Raw genomic sequence first — 20,587 nt, 5'->3', positions numbered from 1 at the left:
GTCAGGCGCGGGCGTAGCGGCGCAGCAGCCCCCGCTCGGCCGCCAGGAAGATCGAGTTGAGCGCCACGCCCAGCACGCCCAGCAGCACGATCCCGGCCCACATGGCCGGGATGTCGAACTGGCTCTGCGCCTCCAGCAGGCGGTGGCCGATGCCCTCGCTGCTGCCGTACAGCTCGGAGATCACCATCATGATCAGCGCCAGCGAGACGCTGAGCCGCAGGCCCGCCAGGATCTTCGGCGCGGCGGCGGGCAGGATGACGTGGAACAGGCGGGTGGCCGCCGACAGGCGGAAGACCTGGCCGGTGTCGAGGTAGCCGCGGTCGACGTGGCGGCCCCCGTCCATCGAGTTGATCAGTACGGGCCACACGACCCCGTACACGATCGAGGCGAGCTGCATCGGGGTGCCGATCTTGAACAGCAGCAGGAACACCGGCAGCAGCGCCGCGGGCGGCACCGAACGGCCGAGGTGCAGCAGCGGCTCGGCCAGCGCCGCCAGCCAGGCCAGCCGGCCCAGGGCCACGCCGAGCGCCACCCCCGCCACCGCCGCCAGCGCCCACCCCGCCACCAGCCGCCCCAGGCTGGGCAGCAGGTCGGCGACCGCCTCGTCGGTCAGGAACAGCCGGCCCGGCGAGCCGGAGAACCACATCTCGCGCAGCCGGGTCAGGATCGTGCTGGGCGGCGGGAAGTAGACGGCCTCCGCCCGCCGGGCGACCAGCTCCCACAGCACCGCCACCACGGGCAGCAGCCAGTGGCGGCGCGCCCACCGCCAGGTGTTCGCCGCAGGCCCGCCAGGCCCGGACCGGGTCACGCCGCGACCTCCGCGCGGGCGTGGTGCCAGCGGAACAGGCGCCGCTCGGCCGACGTGACCAGCAGGTTGGCCGCCAGCCCGAGCAGGCCCGCCCACAGCGTGCCGGCCAGCACCCGGTCGACGTGGTTGGCGGTGCCGGCCTGGAGCAGGAACGTACCGATGCCGTCGCCGCCCGCGATGAGCTCCACGCTGACGGCGACGATGAGGGTGACCCCGACGGAGATCCGCACGCCGGTGGCGACGAATGGCGCGGCGCTCGGCAGCGAGACCCGCAGCACGACCGCCAGCGGGCCGAAGCCGAAGCTGCGCAGCGTCTCCTTGGCCTGCGGGTCGACGTCGGCCAGGCCGTACATGGTGTTGACGAGCAGCGGCCAGCAGCAGGTGTAGACGATCAGCGAGGTCTTGGCGTCGGCGCTGTCGGGGAACAGGAACATGGCCAGCGGGATCAGCGACACCGACGGGATCGGCCGCAGGAACTCCACCAGCGGCCGCGCCGAGCGCTCCACCACCGGCACCGTGCCGAGCAGCAGCCCGGCCGGCACCGCCAGCGCGATGGCGATCAGCAGGCCCGCCGCGCACGCGCCCAGCGTGGCCAGCACCTGGGCGTGGAACCCGGCGTCGGCCGCCAGCCCGGCCGCGGCGGCCAGGACGTCGGAGGTGTACGGCAGCACGCCCGGGTCGACCAGCCCCGCCCGCCCCGCGATCTCGGTCAGGAGGAGCACCCCGGCCACCCCCGCGACCCCGAGCAGCAGCCGCCTGCCCCGCGTGATCATCCCAGGCCGGTCGCGATCTGCTGGGCGACGACCGGCCTGCTCTTCAGGTAGCCGTAGCCGACGAGCAGGTCGGCCAGCTTCTGGAAGCCCGCCTGAGGCGGCTCCATCGAGAAGACGCCGAGCTTCATGGCGGCCGCGCTCGCCGCGTCGATCTGCGTGTACGTCGGGATGACCTCGTCGATCGCCGAGCGGTCGGCGGCGGCGATCCGCTGGGCCTTGGCCAGCGCGCGGTGGAAGGCGGCGGCGGTGCGGGGGTTCCTGGTCAGCCAGTCCTGCGACACGCCCCAGCCGTCGATCGGGATGCCCGCGGTCGGGCCCGACATGGTGTCGATCACCTCGGTGCCGCCCGCCTTCTTGGCCGCCGTCAGGAACGGCTCGACCAGCCAGGCGGCGTCGACCTTGCCCGAGGCCAGCGCGCCGAGCTGCTCGTTGAACGGCATCGCCACGTACTTGACGTCGCCGGGCGCGAGGCCGGCCTGCTGGAGGTGGGCGTTGGTGACCGTCTGGCCCAGCGCCTTGAGCACGTTGACCGCGACCGTGCGGCCCTTGAGGTCGGTGGCGGACCTGACCGGCGAGCCCTTGGGCACGACGACGCCCGCGATGCCGGGCGCGGACTCCTGGCTGTGCTGGAACAGCTTGAGCCTGGCCGCGCCGGAATCGTTGATGGACAGCAGCGAGACATAGGAGGTCAGGAACGCGTCCATGCTGCCGTTGAGTATTTTCGGCATGACCGCCTGAGGGGCCTGGATGATCTCCGTTTTGACGGTCAGGCCCTCGGCCTTGAAGAAGCCGCGTTTCTCGGCGATGAACAGCGGCGCCGCCGACGGCACCGGCACCACGCCGACGAGGAGCTGGGTCTTCTCCAGCCCGCCTGAACCGCTGGTGGAGTTGGGGGCCGCGCCGCCGCCGCAGGCCGCGAGGCCCGCGACGAGGGCCAGCGCGGCGGCGGCGTGTGCGATCTTCACGATGCTCTCTCCTGACTGCCGGCGCGTTTCCTGGCCGGGCAATGCGAGAATCGCGGCGCGCGCCCGGACAAGCGCGGGCCCGAATCGAACGAGCCCCCCGACGCATTCGGCACCACCGGAACCCCCGCTGCCACGAATGGCGATCGTACAGCAGGAGTCGTGACCGCCGCCATGAAACAAAGCGGGCATTTATCCGAATGGCCTGACCGTCGGTATAAGTGACGGTAAATCGGTAATACGCCTATATTTCTGGCCTTTGTGGGATCAATTCTCGACGTCCGTGCCGCCACGGAGTCATTGCCGCTCCTTGGACGTGCGATGAGACCCGGGTTGAGATCATTGGGCGGCAGGACCCGGCGAGACCGGTGAGGGGGTGGGGGCCCTGCGGCCGCTTCGGCTCTCGGTCCAGGCGCGTCTCATCCTGGCCACCGCCGTGCTGTCGCTCATCGTCTGCGCGGCGATCGGCGTCGCCCTAGACGTGCTGATCCGCGAGCGCATCCGGCAGGACGTCTTCGCCGACACCCAGCGCGCCACCACCGAGTGGATCGGCTCGATGGGCACCGCCTTCCCGCCCCCGGTCACCACGTCCTCCGTCGACCTGCTCCAGCTCGTGGACGCCCACGGCCACGTGGTCGCGGCCAGCCGCGCCGCCTCCGGCAGGCCGCCCGTCAGCACGCTGTGGCCCGCCTCCGGCAACCGCATCCGGCACGGCGTGGCCTGCGCGCGCGGCGAGTGCGTGATGTTCACCGCCACCAGGCCCTCGCCGCAGGAGGAGCAGTTCCTGTGGGGCGGGGCGTCCCACGTCGTCTACGCCGCGCGGGCCGAGCCGCCCCTCCTGGCCACCCACCACCTGGAGCTGATCATCACCGCCGGCGGCCTGGCCGTCAGCGCGTTGCTCACCTGGATCGCCGCGTTCCTGATTGGGCGTACGTTGCGGCCGGTCGAGGGGATGCGGGCCAGGATGGCCGAGATCACCGTCACCGACCTCAGCATGCGGGTGCCCGAGCCGCCCGGCGGCGACGCCGTCGCCCAGCTTGCCCGCACCGCCAACAGGACGCTGGCGCGCCTGGAGGAGGCCGTCGAGCAGCAGCGCAACTTCTCCTCCATGGTCTCCCACGAGCTGCGCACGCCGCTGACCGGCCTGCGCGCCCGGCTGGAGGAGGCGCTGACCTACCCCGACGTCGACCCCCGCGCCGCCCTGCGCGACGCGTTGTCCACCGCCGACCGGTTCCAGGCGATCATCGAGGAGATGTTGCTGCTGGCCCGCGTCCGCACGGCCTCCCCGCGCGACCGGGAGCCGGTGCGGCTGAGCGAGCTGGTCCGGGAGGAGGTCGCCGCCCGGCGGGCCGGGCTGCTGATCCGGGTGGACGTCGCCGAGGATCTCCAGGTGCTCGGCAACCGCGTGCAGCTCGGGGAGGTGCTGACGAACCTGCTGGTCAACGCCCAGCGGCACGCCCGTACGGTGGTCGAGGTCCGGGTGGAGCGCCGCGACGGCCAGGCGGTGGTCTCGGTCCGCGACGACGGCGCCGGCGTCGTGCCCGAGGACCGCGAGCGGGTCTTCCAGCCCTTCGTGCGCCTGTCCGAGGGACGCCGGCGCGACCCCGAGGGCAGCGGCCTCGGCCTGGCCATCTCCCGTGCCATCGCCCGCGCCCACCAGGGCGACCTGGACATCGAGGACTTCCCCGACGGCCCCCGGTTCGTCCTGCGCCTCCCGCTGCCCGCCCCCGGCCCGGACGCCCCGCCGCCCTGAGCCCGGTCGCGGACCCGGCGGGCCGCCTTCCCCGGTCGCGGCGGCCGGGCGGCGGGCCCGGCCGAGCGCGTCCCTCAGGACGTGGTCACTGGCACTTGCCCTTCAGCCACGCGCTGAACTCCGGCGTGTAGTCGGTGGCCACCCGCTTGGCCCCGCTCGCGAGCGCCGACTTCCACGCGTTCTCGTTCAGGGTCCAGGAGGGGGGCGGCTCCTCCCACTTGGTCACCTCCGGCCAGATCGGACCGCCGGTCAGCACCTGGCTCAGCCCCGCGGCGGTCACGCGGCTCTTGAGTTCGGCGGCGATCGCGCTGTCGTGCGAGTACAGGATGATCTCCTGCGACCGGTAGTTCTCCTTGACCGGGTCGAGCACCTCCTTCCACCCCTGCGCCTTGATCGTGGCGTTGGAGCTGAGCAGCGACTGGCGGGCCTCGGTCTTGATCTCGACCAGCCCGACCATGCCGGACGAGCGCATCGCGGCCAGCCACTCGCGGAAGGTGTATACGGTCTCGCCCTTGAACAGGCCGCGCACGATCGTCCGGCCCTTGAGCGCGGTGTCGCCCGCCGCCCACCAGATCTCGGTGATGTTCTTCTTGGTGCCCGACAGGCCCCACGTCGAGGTGTTGTGCCACATGACGGCCTTGGTGCCGTCCTTGGTGAGCTGGAGGTCGGCCTCGACGCCGGAGGCGCCCCAGCCCTTGTAACGCCGTACGGCGGTGGGGTTGTTGGGCTGGCGCACCTGGTCCCGCTCCCAGGCGTTGGCGCCGGTCGGGTAGCCGCCGTGCCCGAAGATCTGCGGGCAGGCGGGCAGCGCGGCGGACGGAGAGGTGAGGAGTGAGGCCAGCGTCAAGGCGGCGAAGGGGCCGGCGAGGGGGACTGCCAAGGCACGCACCTTTCGATCTTGAGGTTCACCGCACTCTGCCACATTCACGGACGTTCCGTCCCAGGAGAGCGGCCGCGAGGGCGAGCGCTGCGCGGGCGCGGGGCAGGTCGCCGGTACAGTCGTCAGTACCGTGGCGGCTTGTGGCAGGGTGCCACGGGAACCGGCGCTCGAACCCTGTGGCGGGGTCACTTTTTGTGGAAACCGCACAAAGCAGGAGCCCCGGCGTGCACTATGCGGACATTGGTACACGCGGCGGTGATCGAGCACGGTAGAGACAGTGACGGGCGAGGCTCCGGGGGACCACCCCGGACTCGCCTACTTGTACGGGGTACGTGGGAGGCTCAACCGGTGTTCAATCGTGTCGCCATCGTCAACCGCGGAGAGGCCGCGATGCGGCTCATCCACGCCGTCCGGGATCTTTCGGCGGAGACCGGCAAGCGGATCGAGACGATCGCGCTCTACACCGACGCCGACCGCGACGCGACCTTCGTCCGCGAGGCGGACGTCGCCCACTCGCTGGGGCCCGCCTCGGCGCGCCCGTACCTCGACCACGCCGTGCTGGAGCGGGCGCTGGTCGAGACCGGGGCCGACGCCGCGTGGGTCGGGTGGGGGTTCGTCGCCGAGGACCCGGCCTTCGCCGAGCTGTGCGAGAAGATCGGCGTCACCTTCGTCGGGCCGAGCGCGGAGGCGATGCGCCGGCTCGGTGACAAGATCGGCGCCAAGCTCATCGCCGAGGAGGTCGGCGTCCCCGTCGCGCCGTGGAGCCGCGGCGAGGTGGCCACGCTCGAGGACGCCCTGCGCGCCGGCGACGCGATCGGCTACCCGCTGATGCTCAAGGCGACCGCGGGCGGCGGCGGGCGGGGCATCCGCATGGTCGCCTCGGCCGACGAGCTGGCCGACGCCTACGAGCGCACCAGCCAGGAGGCCGAGCGCGCGTTCGGCTCGGGCGTGGTCTTCCTGGAGCGCCTGGTCACCGGCGCCCGCCACGTCGAGGTGCAGGTCATCGCCGACGGTCAGGGCACGGCGTGGGCGCTGGGCGTCCGCGACTGCTCGGTGCAGCGGCGCAACCAGAAGATCATCGAGGAGTCCGCCTCCCCGGTCCTGAGCGACGACCAGACCGCCGAGCTGAAGGCGTCGGCCGCACGGCTCGCCGTGGCCGTCGGCTACCGCGGCGCGTGCACCGTCGAGTTCCTCTACCACCCCGGCGACAAGCTGTTCGCCTTCCTGGAGGTCAACACCCGGCTCCAGGTCGAGCACCCGATCACCGAGCTGACCACCGACACCGACCTGGTCCGGCTGCAGCTGCACGTCGCCGCCGGCGGCCGCCTGGAAGGCCCCCAGCCGCGCGAGAGCGGCCACGCCGTGGAGGCCCGGCTCAACGCCGAGGACCCCGACCGCGACTTCGCCCCCGCGCCGGGCCGCATCGCCCGCCTGGTGCTGCCCGCCGGGCCCGGCATCCGCGTCGACACCGGCGTCAGCGAGGGCGACACCATCCCGGCCGACTTCGACTCGATGATCGCCAAGATCATCGCCTACGGCCGCGACCGCGAGCAGGCCCTGGCCCGCCTGCGCCGCGCGATGTCCGCCACCACGGTGATCATCGAGGGCGGCGCCACCAACAAGAGCTTCGTGCTCGACCTGCTCGACCAGCCCGAGGTCGTCGACGCCGTCGCCGACACCGGCTGGATCGACCGCGTACGCGCCGAGGGCCGCCTGGTCAGTCACCGCCACTCCGCGGTCGCCCTGGCCGCCGCCGCGATCGAGGCATACCAGGACGAGGAGGAGGTCAGCCGCAACCGGCTGCTGGCCACCGCCCACGGCGGGCGCCCGCAGGTGCAGCACGAGACCGGCCGCCCGCTGACCCTCAAGCTCCGCGGCGCCGGATACCGGCTCACGGTGGCCAGGGCCGGGCAGCGGCGCTTCCGCGTCGGCATCTCCGACGGCGACCGCTCCCACCCGCTCGACGTCGAGATCGACCGCTTCGACGAGCACAGCGGCCGCATCACGGTCAACGGCCGCCGCTTCCGCCTGATGTCGGCCACCCACGGCCCGATCCACCTGGTCGAGGTCGACGGCGTCACCCACCGCATCAGCCGCGACGAGGGCGGCGTCGTCCGCTCGCCCGCGCCCGCGCTGGTCGTGGCGACGCCCCTGTCGGCCGGCGACGAGGTCGAGGCGGGCGCGCCCATCCTGGTGCTGGAGAGCATGAAGATGGAGACGGTGCTGCGCGCGCCGTTCCGCGCCCGCGTCCGCGAGTGCGCCGTCTCGGTCGGCAGCCAGGTCGAGGCGGGCGCGCCGCTGATGCGCCTGGAACCCCTCGCGGGCGCCGAGGACGAACCGGCCGCCGCCGCGACGACCGCCCCCGAGATCGACCTGCCCGCCGCCCCGCCGCGGGCGTCGGCCGCCGAGCAGGCCGAGCGCGGCGTGCAGGACCTGCGCGACCTGCTGCTCGGCTTCGACGCCGCCCCCCACGACCGCCGCCGCATGGTGTCGCACTACCTGGCCGCGCGGGCCGAGCTCGACGACCGCGTCGTCGAGGGCGAGCTCGACCTGCTCACCGTCTTCGCCGACCTGTCGGAGCTGAGCCGCAACAAGCCGGGCGGCGAGCTCGACGTCGAGCCGGGCAGCCCGGTGCACAGCCCGCGCGAGTACTTCCACAGCTACCTGCAGAGCCTCGACGTCGAACGGGCCGGCCTGCCCGAGGCGTTTCAGGCCAAGCTGCGCCGCATGCTCAGGCACTACGGCGTCGAGGAGCTCGACCGTACGCCGGAGCTGGAGGCCGCGGTCTTCCGGATCTTCCTGGCCCAGCAGCAGATGACCACCGGCGTCACCGTCATGTCGGAGCTGCTGCGCGCCTGGCTGGCCGGCTCGCCCCCGCGCGAGCCGCTCGGCGAGCGGGCCGGGCTCGCCCTGGAACACCTGGTCGAGGCCACGCAGGTGCGCTTCCCGGTGGTCGCCGACCTGGCCCGCGGCGTGGTGTTCCGCTGGTTCGCCCAGCCGCTGCTGCGCCGCAACCGCGCCAAGGTCTACGCCGCCGTCCGCGACGAGCTGCGGCACCTCGACCGCGACCCCGACGCGCCCGACCGCGCCGAGCGCATCCAGGCCATGGTGGCCAGCTCCGAGCCGCTCGTCCGGCTGCTCGGCCAGCGCATCGGCCGGCCCGAACGCGACCTCGCCCCCCTGCTGGAGGTCCTGACCCGCCGCTACTACGGCAACCGCGGGTTGTCGCAGGTCGCCACCAGCGACAGCGCGGGCTGCCGGTTCGTCACCGCCGAGCACACCGGCCCGCGCGGCGTGACCCGCCTGGTCACCACCGCCGCCGACATCGCCGCCCTGCCCGACGTCATCGACGCCGTCGGCGCGCTGGCCGACGGGGTCGGCGGGCGCGGGCTCGTCGCCGACCTCTACCTCACCTGGGACGACCAGCCCGACGCCGAGGAGATGGCCGTACGGCTCGGGCGGGTCCTGGCCGAGCGCCCGCAGCCCGCGGGCATCCGGCGGATCACCACCACCGTCGTGGGCACCAGCGGCGCGGTGATGCACCACCACTTCACCTTCCGCCCCGACGGCGCCGGCTTCGCCGAGGACCGCCTGATCCGCGGCCTGCACCCGCAGATCGCCCAGCGCCTGCAACTGCACCGGCTCCAGGAGTTCGACCTCACCCGGCTGCCCTCGGTCGACGAGGAGCTCTACCTGTTCAAGGCCGTCGCCAAGAGCAACCCGGCCGACGAGCGGCTCATCGCCATGGGCCAGGTCCGCGACCTGACGCCGCTGCGCGAGGCCGACGGCCGCCTGGTCGCGCTGCCCGCCGTCGAGGACGCCCTCAACGCCGGCCTCGACGCGATCCGCAACATCCAGGCCCAGCGCCCCCAGAACAAGCGGTTCGACACCAACCGCATCATGATGTACGTCTGGCCCTCGACCGAGCTGACCACCGACGAGCTCAACATGCTGGTCCAGCGCATCCTGCCGACCACGGCGGGCGCCGGGCTGGAGGAGGTCCAGTTCGTGGCCCGCCAGCGCACCCCCTCGGGCGAGCTGAGCGAGGTCGCCGTGCGCATCACCCTCGACCCCGGCCACGGCGCCAGCCTCCAGGTCGGCAAGCCGTCGGACGAGCCGGTCCAGCCACTCGACGACTACCGCCAGAAGGTGCTGCGCGCCGCCCGGCGCGGCAACGCCTACCCCTACGAGCTGACCGGCCTGCTCACCGGCCCGCAGGGCGGCTTCGTCGAGCACGACCTCGACGCCGACGGCGTGCTCGTCCCGGTCGAGCGGCCCAAGGGCAACAACTCCGCGGCGATCGTGGCCGGCGTGGTCACCACGCCGACCGCCCGCCATCCCGAAGGCGTCACCCGGGTGGTGCTGCTCGGCGACCCGACCAAGGCACTGGGCGCGCTGTCGGAGCCGGAGTGCTCGCGGGTGATCGCGGCGCTCGACCTGGCCGAGCGCATGCGCGTGCCCCTGGAGTGGTTCGCGCTGTCGGCCGGCGCCCGGATCTCGATGACCTCGGGCACCGAGAACATGGACTGGGTGGCGGCGGCGCTCAAGCGCATCGTCACCTTCACCCAGGCCGGCGGCGAGATCAACATCGTGGTCGCGGGCATCACCGTGGGGGCGCAGCCGTACTGGAACGCCGAGGCGACGATGCTCATGCACACCAAGGGCATCCTGGTCATGACCCCCGACTCGGCGATGGTGCTCACCGGCAAGCAGTCGCTCGACTTCTCCGGCGGCGTGTCGGCCGAGGACAACTTCGGCATCGGCGGCTACGACCGCGTGATGGGCCCCAACGGCCAGGCCCAGTACTGGGCGCCCAACCTGCCGGCCGCCCGCGACGTGCTGATGGCCCACTACGACCACACCTACGTCGTGCCCGGCGAGAGCGGCCCCCGGCAGGCCCCCACCGCCGACCCGGCCGACCGGGACGTCCGCGACTACCCGCACACCGTGGCGGGCAGCGACTTCACCACCGTCGGCCAGATCTTCTCCGCCGAGCACAACCCCGACCGCAAGAAGCCCTTCGACATCCGCACGGTGATGCGCGCCCTGTCCGACCAGGACCACCCGGTGCTGGAACGCTGGGCGGGCATGGCCGACGCCGACACCTCGGCCGTCCAGGACGTGCACATCGGCGGCCGGCCGGTCTGCCTGATCGGCATCGAGTCCCGGCCGGTGCCGCGGCGCGGCTTCCCGCCCGCCGACGGGCCCGACGCGTACACGGCCGGCACGTTGTTCCCGCGCTCGTCGAAGAAGACCGCGCGGGCGATCAACGCGGCCTCCGGCAACCGGCCGCTGGTGGTGCTGGCGAACCTGTCCGGCTTCGACGGCTCACCCGAGTCGATGCGCAAGCTCCAGCTGGAGTACGGCGCGGAGATCGGCCGGGCGATCGTCAACTTCGAGGGCCCGATCGTGTTCTGCGTCATCTCCCGCTACCACGGTGGCGCGTTCGTGGTGTTCTCCAAGGCACTCAACCCGAACATGACCGTGCTGGCGCTGGAGGGCTCGTTCGCCTCGGTGCTCGGCGGCGCCCCGGCGGCGGCGGTGGTCTTCTCCGGCGAGGTGAACAACCGCACCGCGACCGACCCGCGCGTGAGCGAGCTGCAACGGCAGGTCGCGGCGGCGAGCGGCGCCGAACGGGCCGCGCTCAACGCCCGCCTGGCCGAGGTCCAGCCGGCCGTACGGGCGGAGAAGCTCGGCGAGGTGGCCGCGGAGTTCGACCGGGTGCACAACATCCAGCGCGCGGTCGAGGTCGGCTCGGTCGACGCGATCGTCAGCGCCGCCGAGCTGCGTCCGCGGATCATCGAGGCCGTCGAACGCGGCATCGCCCGGCTGCACCAGGGTTCCTGACCGCGCACGTCCCCTCGCCCCGGGGGGACGTGCGGCCTCATCCGCGCGGCTGGTCCGGCGTGGCGTCGTCCTTCGCCGGGGCGAAGTGGCCAGAATGGAACCATCTGGTCACAATGCGTGAGGGGAAAGATGCTGTCGATCACTGTGCTGGCGGCGGTCGCCCTCGCGGGCGTCCCCGTGGGGCCCGCCGTCCTCGCCGAGGTGGCCTCCGGCCAGGACGGGGACACGTCCTGGAAGAAGCTCACGTCCTTCCGCGTCTCGCCGGCGGCGCCGCACCAGAACGACGCCATCCGGCTGCTCATCCACTGCCCCACCCAGGCCAACCACGCCGTCGTCGGGTCCACCGCGTTCCCCGTCAAGGGGTCGTGGCGGATGTTCCGCGAGGTGGGCATCGGGCTGGGCGGGATGGGGTTCGGCAAGAAGGGCGTCGTCATCTCGCGGTTCGCGCCGCCGGGGGAGCACGAGGTGCGACTGAAGTGCGTCAAGGTGACGGCGGACTGGCGGACCGGCTTCAGGAAGGTCAAGGTCCTCAGCCGTTCGGAGGTCCCGCTGGTGGTGCGTCCGTTCCGCCTCGCCCAGTTCTTCTGACACACTCAGGCGTCCCACGACCCCGCCGCCCTCGGAGCGACTCCCTTGGACGACAGCCCTTACTTCACCTGGGCCGAAGACGGCTTCACCCTGGACATCCTGCTCGACGGCGAGGCCGACCCCTCGCGGCTGGAGGCGGGCGACGCGATCGTCACGTTGCCGTCCGGCGAGCGATACAGCGCTCTCATGCTCACCCTGGAGGAGGCGGGGCGCATCATGGACCGGCACGCCCGGTCCGGGGAGAGCCTGGGCGGTCGGTACTGTTGCACCCCCGACCTGGTTCTCGTGCGGGAGGCGGGCGTCGCCGGGATGGTCGAGGTGATACGGGATCTCGTCGACGAAGGGGAGATCTCCGCCTGCCTGCCGAGAATCGGGGAGAGCGGCGCGCTGGTCAAACCGGGAATGTAGGAGGAAGGCTCCGGGTCACCATCGTGATTCAGGTCTCATATACCCGTACCGGGTCCAGGTTGCTCAAGGTGGGCGGCTCCCGTATCGTGCTCGTTCGTCAGAGCCGGAGCTACGGGGGAGGGCCGGTGGGGATCCTGCGGCGGGGTGCGCGTGCCCTCCTGCTCGTCGTCCTCGCTCTCGGCGTGTGCGGGATGCACACTCTCGGGCACGTGAACGCCCGGCACGACATGGCGCTCGCCCACGAGGCCCCCGCCGCCCATGCGGGGCTTCAGTCCGGCCACGCGGGGCTCCAATCGGGCCACGAGATGCCGGGGCTCGATCCGGCCGGGGTCTGCCTGGCCGTGCTGAGCTCGCTGCTCGTCGTGGCGCTGCTGGCCTTCTGGGTCGGCGCGCGGCGGCGTGCCTTCGGTGGCACCGGCGCTGGGTCGTCTCTCCGGCCGGTCGCCAGGCCGCCGCCACGGCCCACGTCCCTACGGCTGGCCCACCTCTCGATCCTGCGCATATAGGCCGGCGGCCGGCGCGGACGCCCTCCACGGCGATCCGCGAGAACCTGCCGACCGTCCCAGCGAATCGAGAGATCACCTCAGCATGTCCAGCAACCGTAAGATCGCCGTCGTCGTCGCCGCAGGGGCGCTCGCCCTGCTCACCGCGTGCGGCGGCACCGACACCGCCTCCACGGCCACGCCCGACGCGGCCGCCACCACCGCTGGTGCCCAGCCGTCGCAGGCGTCGTTCAACGACGCGGACGTCATGTTCGCCCAGATGATGATCCCGCACCACCAGCAGGCGGTCGAGATGGCCGAGCTGGCCCCGCAGCGGGCGAAGGACCCGGAGATCAAGGAGCTCGCCGCCAAGATCAAGGCCGCCCAGGACCCGGAGATCCAGACCATGAAGGGCTGGCTGGCCGAGTGGGGCAAGCCCGTCCCGTCCGGCGGGATGGGGCACGACATGCCCGGGATCATGTCCGCCGAGGACATGAAGAAGCTCGAAGGCTCCAAGGGGACCGCCTTCGACAAGCTGTTCGCGGAGCAGATGATCGCCCACCATGAGGGCGCGATCGAGATGGCGCGTACCGAGCAGGCGAGCGGGGCCGACCCGCGGGCCAAGGAGCTGGCCAAGGGCATCGAGAGCGCGCAGCAGGCCGAGGTGGCCCAGCTCCGCAAGCTCCTCGAACGCCTCTGATCCCACCTGCCGCCGGGACGTTCCCGGCGGCACCGGCCCCCTGGCCGGGGTAGACGTGCCCCCTGCTCGGCGAGGGCAGGGTCAGGGGCGGCCGTGCCGGGCCAGGGGCTCGGGGCGGCCGCCCGGTTCTGGGGTGGCGCGCCTGGCGGTGACGACGATCGCCGCCATGGCCGCCGCCGTGAGAGCGGGAACGGCAGGCGCTCATCAGGCGCGAACGCGCCCCCCGCAGGCGCCGCGACCGGTACGTCACGGCACCGCCCGGCGAGATCGACCCGCCGTCACACCCTGCCTCCTGACGTCACTGAGGGCGACCCGCCGTCACGTCCCATCTCCTGGCGCCGTTGGGGGTGCCCGCTGTCGGGTGGGCTCGGGTGGGTTTGGGGTGGTTTGGGGAGGGGGTGGGGTGGCGGGGAGGTGAACGGGGGCGGTTGGTTTGGGGGGAAGGGTTGCGGAAGAGGGTGTTCTTGTTTAGCGTCCGCTGTGAGGGTTAGGAAAGTTTCCTAACGCCCGCATTTCGATCACGGTCCACCTGCGGATGGCCCCATGGCACCCCCTATCCGAAGGATCAACGCATGATCAGACGTCCTGAGCGGCGCCCCCGGCGGTCGTCGCTTCTCGTCACGGCCCTGGTCGCGGCGCTGATGGCGGCGACGCCCTTGGCGCCACCGGCCACGGCCGCGGCCGGTTCCGTCAGCGCCGACACGCTGCTGTCCCGTGGCAGGCCGGTCACCTCGTCCTCGGTCGAGGGCAGCGGCTTCGAGGCGGCCAAGGCGGTGGACGGCAACGCCTCCACCCGCTGGGCCAGCGTCGAAGGCCACGATCCCGAATGGATCCGGGTCGACCTCGGCGACACGTACACCGTCTCCAGGGTGAAGCTGACCTGGGAGGCGGCGTACGGCAAGTCGTACAAGATCCAGACCTCTCCCGACGGCGGCACCTGGACCGACGTCTACTCCACCACCTCCGGCAACGGCGCGACCGACGACCTGACGGTCAGCGGCAGCGGCCGGTACGTGCGCATGTACGGCACCGCCCGCGGCACGACGTACGGCTACTCGCTGTACGAGCTGGAGGTCTACGGCAGCGGCGGCGGCGGAGGCACCGACACCACCCCGCCATCCGTCCCGGGCAACCTGCGCGCGACCGGCACCACCTCCACCAGCGTGTCCCTGGCCTGGGACGCCGCCACCGACGACGTGGGCGTCACCGGCTACCTCGTCTACCGGGGCTCGACCCTGGTGACCACCGTGGCGGGCACCACGTACACCGACACCGGCCTGACCCCGGCCACCGCCTACGGCTACACCGTCAAGGCGCGCGACGCCGCGGGCAACCAGTCGGCGGCCAGTGGCGGCGTCACGGCGACCACGCAGCCCGGCGGCAGCGGTCCCGCGGTGCCCTTCGGCAGCCACACCATCCCGTACGCCGCGGGCATGCTGCGTCCCACGGGCGACCAGGCCACGCTGGACGCGCGGGTGGTCGACTACTACAAGCGGTGGAAGGCCGCCTTCGTCCGGCAGAACTGCGGGAACGGCTGGTACGAGGTGATCTCGCCCGACGCCGACCACCCGTACGTGGCCGAGGCCCAGGGATACGGCATGGCGATCGTCGCGACCATGGCCGGGGCCGACCCCGACGCCAAGAAGATCTTCGACGGCATGGTCAAGTGGATGATCGACCACCCGTCGTCCATCAACCCCGACCTGCTGGCCGCCGAGCAGGACACCGCCTGCAAGAGCGTCGACGGGAGCGACGGCGCCACCGACGGCGACATGGACGTCGCCTACGGCCTGCTCCTGGCCCACCGGCAGTGGGGCAGCTCCGGCACGTACAACTACCTCGACCTGGCGGTCAAGCACATCAACGCCATCAAGAAGGACGAGATCAACCCGTCCACGAACCTGCTCAAGCTGGGCGACTGGAGCAGCTCGGGCGACCAGTACTACTACATCACCCGTACCTCGGACTGGATGATCGACCACTTCAGGGCCTTCAGGAAGGCGACCGGGAACAGCGCCTGGGACACGATCAGGACCGCCCACCAGAACCTGATCACCACGCTCCAGGCCACCTACGCCTCCGCCACCGGCCTGCTGCCGGACTTCGTGGTCAACACCAACACCACCGCCAAGCCGGCCCCCGGCCAGGTCCTGGAGGACCCGAACGACGGCCAGTACTGGTGGAACGCCTGCCGTACCCCGTGGCGCATCGGCGACGACGCCGTGACGAGCGGGGACGCCAAGTCGCTCGCCTCGGCCAGGAAGCTCAACTCCTGGATCAAGGGCAAGACCGGCGGCGACCCGAGCAAGATCGCGATCGGCTACAAGCTGAACGGCACGCAGATCTCCAGCGGCAGCGAGGCCGCCTTCTTCGCGCCGTTCGCGGTGGCGGCGATGACGGACTCCGGCAGCCAGGCGTGGCTGGACGCGCTGTGGAACAAGATGCTCGGCACGCCGATCGACGCGAGCAGCTACTACTCGGCCAGCATCCAGCTCCAGGTCATGATCACGGTGACCGGCAACCACTGGGTGCCCTGACCGGCGGCGGAACCCTCGGCCGTGCCCGCGGACGGCGTTCGCGGGCACGGCCCACCGAAGGGAGGAACCCCCATGAGACGGACCCTGCTGGCCGGCCTGCTGCCCTTCCTGCTCACCTCTCCGCCCGGCGCCGCTGTGGGTGAGGTGGGTGAGGTGGTCGACGTGTCCACGGCGGCTCAGCTCGTGAGCGCGCTGGCCGGGGCGGTTCCCGGGCAGACCATCAGGCTCGCGCCCGGCGAGTACCACGGCGTCTTCGTCGCCCAGCGCCCCGGTACGGCCGCCGCGCCCATCACGCTGACCGGCCCGGCGAACGCCGTCCTGGTCAACGACGGTCCCTCGGGCGTCGCGCCGTCCTGTCCCGCGCCCGGCGGCGGCTGGGACTCCGGTTACGGGCTCTGGCTGTACGCGGCTCCCTACTGGCGGCTCACCGGGTTCACCGTCAAGGACTCCAAGAAGGGCATCGTCCTGGACGCCTCCGCCCACGTGGTGATCGACGGCGTGTACGTCCACCACGTCGAGGACGAGGGCGTGCACTTCCGGCGCAGTTCCTCCGACGGCGTCCTGAGGAACTCCCGCGTCGCCTACACGGGCCTCGTCCAGCCCGGCTACGGCGAGGGCGTCTACCTCGGCTCAGCCGGCTCGAACTGGGGCTGCCACGGCAACACCGGCGGCGTGGACCGGTCGGACCGCGTCCAGGTCACCGGCAACACGATCGGCCCGTACGTCGCCGCCGAGCACATCGACGTCAAGGAGGGCACGAGCGGCGGCCTGATCAGCGGCAACACCTTCGACGGCACCGGCGTCAGCGGCCAGAACTCCGCCGACTCCTGGGTGGACGTCAAGGGCTCCCGCTACACGATCGAGAACAACACGGGCACGTTCGCCCCGCCCGGCACCTTCGCCAACGGCTACGAGACGCACAATCCGGCCACGACGCCGTCCTTCCTCAACGGCTGCGGGAACGTCTGGCGCGGCAACCGCTCCGACCTCGGCGGCGTCGGCGCGTACGCCATCAAGATCACCTCGACCTCGAAGTGCGTGGCCGACCCGAACGTCGTGCACTCCTCCAACACCGTCACGGGCGCGACCCGGGGCCTGACGAACGTCCCGGTGACCCCGGGCTGACCGGCGGCGCGGACCCGCCGCCCGGTCTCCGGGCGGCGGCCTCGGCGTGCCGCGCGGCGGCCGGGTGAACCCCGCCCAACAGGGTTAAGAAAGCTTCCTAACTTTATTGACAGCCCTCCGCGCGCTGGGCCACGATCCCGGTAAGCGGCTCGGCGCGGCCTCCCACGAGGAGGTGACGCGCTCAGCGAAAGACTCCTGCCCCGGCCGCCCACCGGACCGTGCTCCGATCTCTCACCCCCAGGAGAATCGCCATGTCCAGAGTCCGCCTGGCCGTCATGGCCGTGATCGGCCTGGTGGCCGGCCTGCTCGTGGCCGCCACCGCCTCGGCCGGCACCGCCGAGACGCTCCTCTCGCAGGGCAGACCCGCCACCTCCTCCTCCAAGGAAGCCTCCTCCTACGCCGCCGCGAAGGCCTTCGACGGCGACCTCGCCGCCACCCGGTGGGCCTCGGCCGAAGGCCACGACCCCGAATGGCTGCGGGTGGACCTCGGCGCCTCCCAGCAGATCAGCCGGGTCAAGCTGACCTGGGAGGACGCCTACGGCAAGTCGTACAAGATCCAGACCTCCGCCGACGGCAGCGCCTGGACCGACGTCTACTCCACCACCACCGGCGACGGCGGCGTGGACGACCTCGCCCTGACCGCCACCGGCCGCTACGTCCGCATGTACGGGACCGCGCGCGGCACCTCCTACGGCTACTCCCTGTGGGAGATGCAGGTCTACGGCGGCGGCACCCAGCCGACCGACCCGCCCACCGACCCGCCGGGCGACACGTTCGTGGTGGCCGCCGCCGGTGACATCGCCGAGCAGTGCACCGCGAGCTCCTCCTCCTGCGTGCACCCCAAGACGGCCGCCCTGGTCGAGTCGATGAACCCGGAGTTCGTCATCACCATGGGCGACAACCAGTACGACGACGCCCTCCTGTCCGACTTCCGCAACTACTACGACAAGACGTGGGGCAGGTTCAAGGCCAAGACCCGCCCGGTCCCCGGCAACCACGAGACCTACGACCCGGCCGGGTCCGAGGCCGGGTACAAGTCCTACTTCGGCGCCATCGCCTTCCCACAGGGCAAGAGCTACTACAGCTACGACCGCGGCAACTGGCACTTCGTCGCGCTCGACTCCAACCACTTCGACCAGTCGGCCCAGCTCACCTGGCTCAAGAACGACCTCGCCGCCACCACCAAGCCGTGCGTGGCCGCGTACTGGCACCACCCGCTGTTCAGCTCCGGCGAGCACGGCAACGACCCCGTCTCCAAGCCCGTCTGGCAGGCGCTGTACGCGGCCGGCGCCGAGCTGGTGCTCAACGGGCACGACCACCACTACGAGCGGTTCGGGCCGCAGAACCCCAGCGCCCAGGCCGACACCGCGAAGGGCATCGTCGAGGTGCTCGGCGGGATGGGCGGCGCATCGCCGTACCAGATCGAGAACGTGCAGCCGAACAGCCAGAAGCGGCTGACCGACACCTTCGGCGTGCTGAAGCTGACGTTCGCCGGGAGCACGTTCGGCTGGCAGCTGGTCGGGACCGACGGCTCGGTCAAGGACAGCAGCCCGACCTACTCCTGCCACTAGATGTACATCTCGCTTCTCGGCACCCGGCTGACCAGGGCGGTGCCCGCCAACGTGGTGGCGCTCGGCCTGGTCAGCCTGGTCACGGACATCTCGTCGGAGATGGTCACCGCGGTGCTGCCGCTGTACCTGGTGGGCGCGCTCGGGCTCAGCCTCGTGCAGTTCGGGCTGCTGGACGGCCTGTACTTCGGCGTCACCGCGCTGGTCAGGCTGGCCGGCGGGCACGCCGCCGACCGGTGGAGCCGCCGCAAGCTGGTCGCCGGGCTCGGGTACGGGCTCTCGGCCGTCTGCAAGCTGGGCCTGCTCGCGGCCGGCGGGTCGGCCGCGGCGCTCGGCCTGGTGGTGGCCGCCGACCGCACCGGCAAGGGGCTGCGCACCGCGCCCAGGGACGCGCTCATCACGCTGAGCGCCCCGCCCGAACGGCTGGGCGGCGCGTTCGGGGTGCACCGGGCGATGGACACCGTGGGCGCCTTCCTCGGGCCGCTGGCCGCGTTCGCGGTGCTGACGGCGACGGCGGGCGCCTACGACGCGGTGTTCGTGACGAGCTTCTGCGTGGCCGCCCTGGGCGTGCTCCTGCTCGTTCTGTACGTACGGGACCGGCGCGGCCCCCTGACCGTCCGCGTACGGCTGCGGGCGGCGGTGACGCGGGAGCCCGGGTTCCGCCGGGCCTGCCTGGTGGCGGTGGCGCTCGGCCTGGTGACGGTCAGCGACTCGTTCGTCTACCTGGTGCTGCAACGGCGGCTGGCGATCGCGCCCGAGCTGTTCCCGCTGCTGCCGCTCGGCACGGCGGGCGCGTACCTGCTGCTGGCGGTGCCGCTCGGCAGGCTGTCGGACCGGTTCGGGCGCGCGGCGGTGTTCGTCGCCGGGCACGTGGCGCTGCTCGCGGTGTACCTGGTGCTGCTGGGCCCGGCCTGGCTGGTGCCCGCGCTGCTGCTGCACGGCCTGTTCTACGCCGCCACCGACGGCGTGCTCATGGCGCTGACCGGGCCGATGTTGCCCGAGAGCGCGCGGACCGGCGGCCTGGCGCTGCTCCAGACCGGGCAGGCCACGGCCCGGATGGTGTCGTCCATCCTGTTCGGCCTGTTGTGGGCGGGGACGGGGGAGGGGCCGGCGCTGGCGGTGATGGCCGCGGGGCTGGTGACGGCGTCCGTGATCGCCTGGCGGACGCTGCGATGACAAGGAGGTCGTCAATGAGACGGGTGCTCGTACTCCTGGCCGCGGTGGTGCTGCTGGCCGGCGGCGCGACCGCGTACGCCACCTGGGCGGCGTCCTCGCGCCAGGTCGCGCCCGCCGTCGCGGGGTTCGACGCCGCCGAGCCCGGCCGGGTGCTGGTGCGCAGCGGCGGACGCGTCGCGTCCGTGCCCCTCGCCGACCCGGGCGCGCCGCCGCGGGTCAGCTCCCGGGCCTGCGACCGCTTCTACACGGCGAACGGCACCACCCTGTGCCTGGCCACCCGCCCCGGCCCGCTGCCGAAGACCGAGGCGCTCGTCCTGGACCGGTCGCTGAAGGAGACCCGCCGGGTCAACCTGGCCGGGGTGCCGAGCCGGGCCCGCGTGTCCGCCAGCGGCCGGATGGCCTCCTGGACGGTGTTCGTCACCGGCGACTCCTACAGCACCGGCGGCTTCTCCACCTGGACCGGCATCCTCGACACCCGGACCGGCTACCTCATCACGAACATGGAGGACATCCCGCTCTACCTCGACGGCCGCCGCTACCACTCCGCCGACGTCAACTACTGGGGGGTCACGTTCGCCGCCGACGACAACCGCTTCTACGCGACCGTCGGGACCAAGGGCCGGACGTACCTGGTGGAAGGCGACTTCGGGGCCTGGCGGGCCCGCGTGCTCAGGGAGAACGCCGAGTGCCCGTCCCTGTCGCCCGACGGGACCCGGCTGGTGTTCAAGAAACGCGTCTCACCCGGCCCGTGGCGGCTGCACCTGCTGGACCTGGCCACGATGCGGGAGAGCCCGCTGGGGGAGCGGGCCAGCATCGACGACCAGGCCGCCTGGCTGGACGACCGCACGGTCATGTACGCCAAGGACGGCGACGTGTGGGCGGCCGACGTCACCGGCGGCCCGCCGCACCGGCTCATCCCCGACGCGACCTCCCCCGCCGCCATCCGCTGACGCCGGCCGAGCGACCTCTGACGGTCGGCC

Annotated in this window: 15 protein-coding genes; 11 read left to right on the top strand and 4 right to left on the bottom strand. The window is 72.3% G+C overall.

The features are described from left to right. Window position 1: 1 nt before the first annotated feature. Genes ACIA8R_RS19110 through ACIA8R_RS19100 form a run of 3 tightly spaced genes read right to left on the bottom strand, consistent with a single transcriptional unit; the run spans window position 2 to window position 2,546 of the window. Window positions 2–808, bottom strand: a complete 807-nt coding sequence (locus ACIA8R_RS19110) for an ABC transporter permease (RefSeq protein WP_357696943.1) — start codon at window positions 806–808, stop codon at window positions 2–4. Next, window positions 805–1,581 (bottom strand): ABC transporter permease, encoded by a 777-nt coding sequence (locus tag ACIA8R_RS19105; RefSeq protein ID WP_397039498.1) that lies wholly within the window; start codon window positions 1,579–1,581, stop codon window positions 805–807. Before ACIA8R_RS19105 ends, ACIA8R_RS19110 begins: the two co-directional genes overlap by 4 nt. Next, window positions 1,578–2,546, bottom strand: coding sequence for an ABC transporter substrate-binding protein (locus tag ACIA8R_RS19100; protein ID WP_397039496.1), 969 nt, complete (start codon window positions 2,544–2,546; stop codon window positions 1,578–1,580). The genes ACIA8R_RS19105 and ACIA8R_RS19100 overlap by 4 nt, the downstream gene beginning before the upstream one ends. Window positions 2,547–2,919: 373 nt before the next feature. Between ACIA8R_RS19100 and ACIA8R_RS19095 the strand changes: the two genes are divergently transcribed. After that, complete coding sequence (locus ACIA8R_RS19095; RefSeq protein WP_397039495.1) at window positions 2,920–4,296, top strand: sensor histidine kinase; 1,377 nt, start codon at window positions 2,920–2,922, stop codon at window positions 4,294–4,296. 85 nt (window positions 4,297–4,381) lie between these two features. Here the strand turns inward: ACIA8R_RS19095 and ACIA8R_RS19090 are convergent, their stop codons facing one another. Further along, window positions 4,382–5,176 (bottom strand): hypothetical protein, encoded by a 795-nt coding sequence (locus ACIA8R_RS19090; RefSeq protein WP_397039493.1) that lies wholly within the window; start codon window positions 5,174–5,176, stop codon window positions 4,382–4,384. Between the two features lie 348 nt (window positions 5,177–5,524). On the opposite strand from ACIA8R_RS19090, the gene ACIA8R_RS19085 reads away from it, so the two are divergent. The 10 genes from ACIA8R_RS19085 to ACIA8R_RS19040 all read left to right on the top strand — a co-directional run bounded on the left by ACIA8R_RS19085 (window position 5,525) and on the right by ACIA8R_RS19040 (window position 20,557). After that, window positions 5,525–11,023, top strand: a complete 5,499-nt coding sequence (locus ACIA8R_RS19085) for a carboxyl transferase domain-containing protein (RefSeq protein WP_397039491.1) — start codon at window positions 5,525–5,527, stop codon at window positions 11,021–11,023. 129 nt (window positions 11,024–11,152) lie between these two features. Next, window positions 11,153–11,611, top strand: coding sequence for a hypothetical protein (locus ACIA8R_RS19080; RefSeq protein WP_364087738.1), 459 nt, complete (start codon window positions 11,153–11,155; stop codon window positions 11,609–11,611). 45 nt (window positions 11,612–11,656) lie between these two features. Continuing rightward, complete coding sequence (locus ACIA8R_RS19075; protein WP_397039489.1) at window positions 11,657–12,019, top strand: hypothetical protein; 363 nt, start codon at window positions 11,657–11,659, stop codon at window positions 12,017–12,019. A gap of 125 nt (window positions 12,020–12,144) precedes the next feature. Beyond that, window positions 12,145–12,525 (top strand): hypothetical protein, encoded by a 381-nt coding sequence (locus ACIA8R_RS19070; protein WP_397039487.1) that lies wholly within the window; start codon window positions 12,145–12,147, stop codon window positions 12,523–12,525. Window positions 12,526–12,607: 82 nt separating this feature from the next. Beyond that, window positions 12,608–13,201, top strand: a complete 594-nt coding sequence (locus tag ACIA8R_RS19065; RefSeq protein WP_357696960.1) for a DUF305 domain-containing protein — start codon at window positions 12,608–12,610, stop codon at window positions 13,199–13,201. Window positions 13,202–13,773: 572 nt separating this feature from the next. Further along, window positions 13,774–15,738, top strand: a complete 1,965-nt coding sequence (locus ACIA8R_RS19060; protein ID WP_397039485.1) for a glycosyl hydrolase family 8 — start codon at window positions 13,774–13,776, stop codon at window positions 15,736–15,738. Window positions 15,739–15,810: 72 nt separating this feature from the next. Then, window positions 15,811–16,863 carry a right-handed parallel beta-helix repeat-containing protein gene (locus tag ACIA8R_RS19055; protein ID WP_397039484.1) on the top strand — a complete coding sequence of 351 codons (1,053 nt, stop codon included), beginning with the start codon at window positions 15,811–15,813 and terminating at the stop codon, window positions 16,861–16,863. A 251-nt stretch (window positions 16,864–17,114) separates the two neighbouring features. Beyond that, window positions 17,115–18,434, top strand: coding sequence for a discoidin domain-containing protein (locus ACIA8R_RS19050; protein ID WP_357696965.1), 1,320 nt, complete (start codon window positions 17,115–17,117; stop codon window positions 18,432–18,434). After that, window positions 18,435–19,607, top strand: coding sequence for an MFS transporter (locus ACIA8R_RS19045; protein WP_397039482.1), 1,173 nt, complete (start codon window positions 18,435–18,437; stop codon window positions 19,605–19,607). 14 nt (window positions 19,608–19,621) lie between these two features. Further along, entirely contained in the window at window positions 19,622–20,557 is a 936-nt protein-coding gene (locus tag ACIA8R_RS19040; protein ID WP_397039481.1) for a TolB family protein, read from the top strand. Window positions 20,558–20,587 lie beyond the last annotated feature (30 nt).

Origin of the sequence: Nonomuraea sp. NPDC051191 (genome assembly GCF_044455665.1) — a bacterium.
Taxonomy (GTDB): domain Bacteria; phylum Actinomycetota; class Actinomycetes; order Streptosporangiales; family Streptosporangiaceae; genus Nonomuraea.
The sequence above is the reverse complement of the archived record's forward strand: the minus strand, read 5'-3'. Positions and strand labels throughout refer to the sequence as shown.

Coding starts and splice junctions, on each gene's coding strand:
- ACIA8R_RS19065 (WP_357696960.1), top strand. CDS start 12,608: ATGTCCAGCAACCGTAAGATCGCCGTCGTCGTCGCCGCAGGGGCGCTC.
- ACIA8R_RS19055 (WP_397039484.1), top strand. CDS start 15,811: ATGAGACGGACCCTGCTGGCCGGCCTGCTGCCCTTCCTGCTCACCTCT.
- ACIA8R_RS19050 (WP_357696965.1), top strand. CDS start 17,115: ATGTCCAGAGTCCGCCTGGCCGTCATGGCCGTGATCGGCCTGGTGGCC.
- ACIA8R_RS19105 (WP_397039498.1), bottom strand. CDS start 1,581: ATGATCACGCGGGGCAGGCGGCTGCTGCTCGGGGTCGCGGGGGTGGCC.
- ACIA8R_RS19045 (WP_397039482.1), top strand. CDS start 18,435: ATGTACATCTCGCTTCTCGGCACCCGGCTGACCAGGGCGGTGCCCGCC.
- ACIA8R_RS19060 (WP_397039485.1), top strand. CDS start 13,774: ATGATCAGACGTCCTGAGCGGCGCCCCCGGCGGTCGTCGCTTCTCGTC.
- ACIA8R_RS19080 (WP_364087738.1), top strand. CDS start 11,153: ATGCTGTCGATCACTGTGCTGGCGGCGGTCGCCCTCGCGGGCGTCCCC.
- ACIA8R_RS19040 (WP_397039481.1), top strand. CDS start 19,622: ATGAGACGGGTGCTCGTACTCCTGGCCGCGGTGGTGCTGCTGGCCGGC.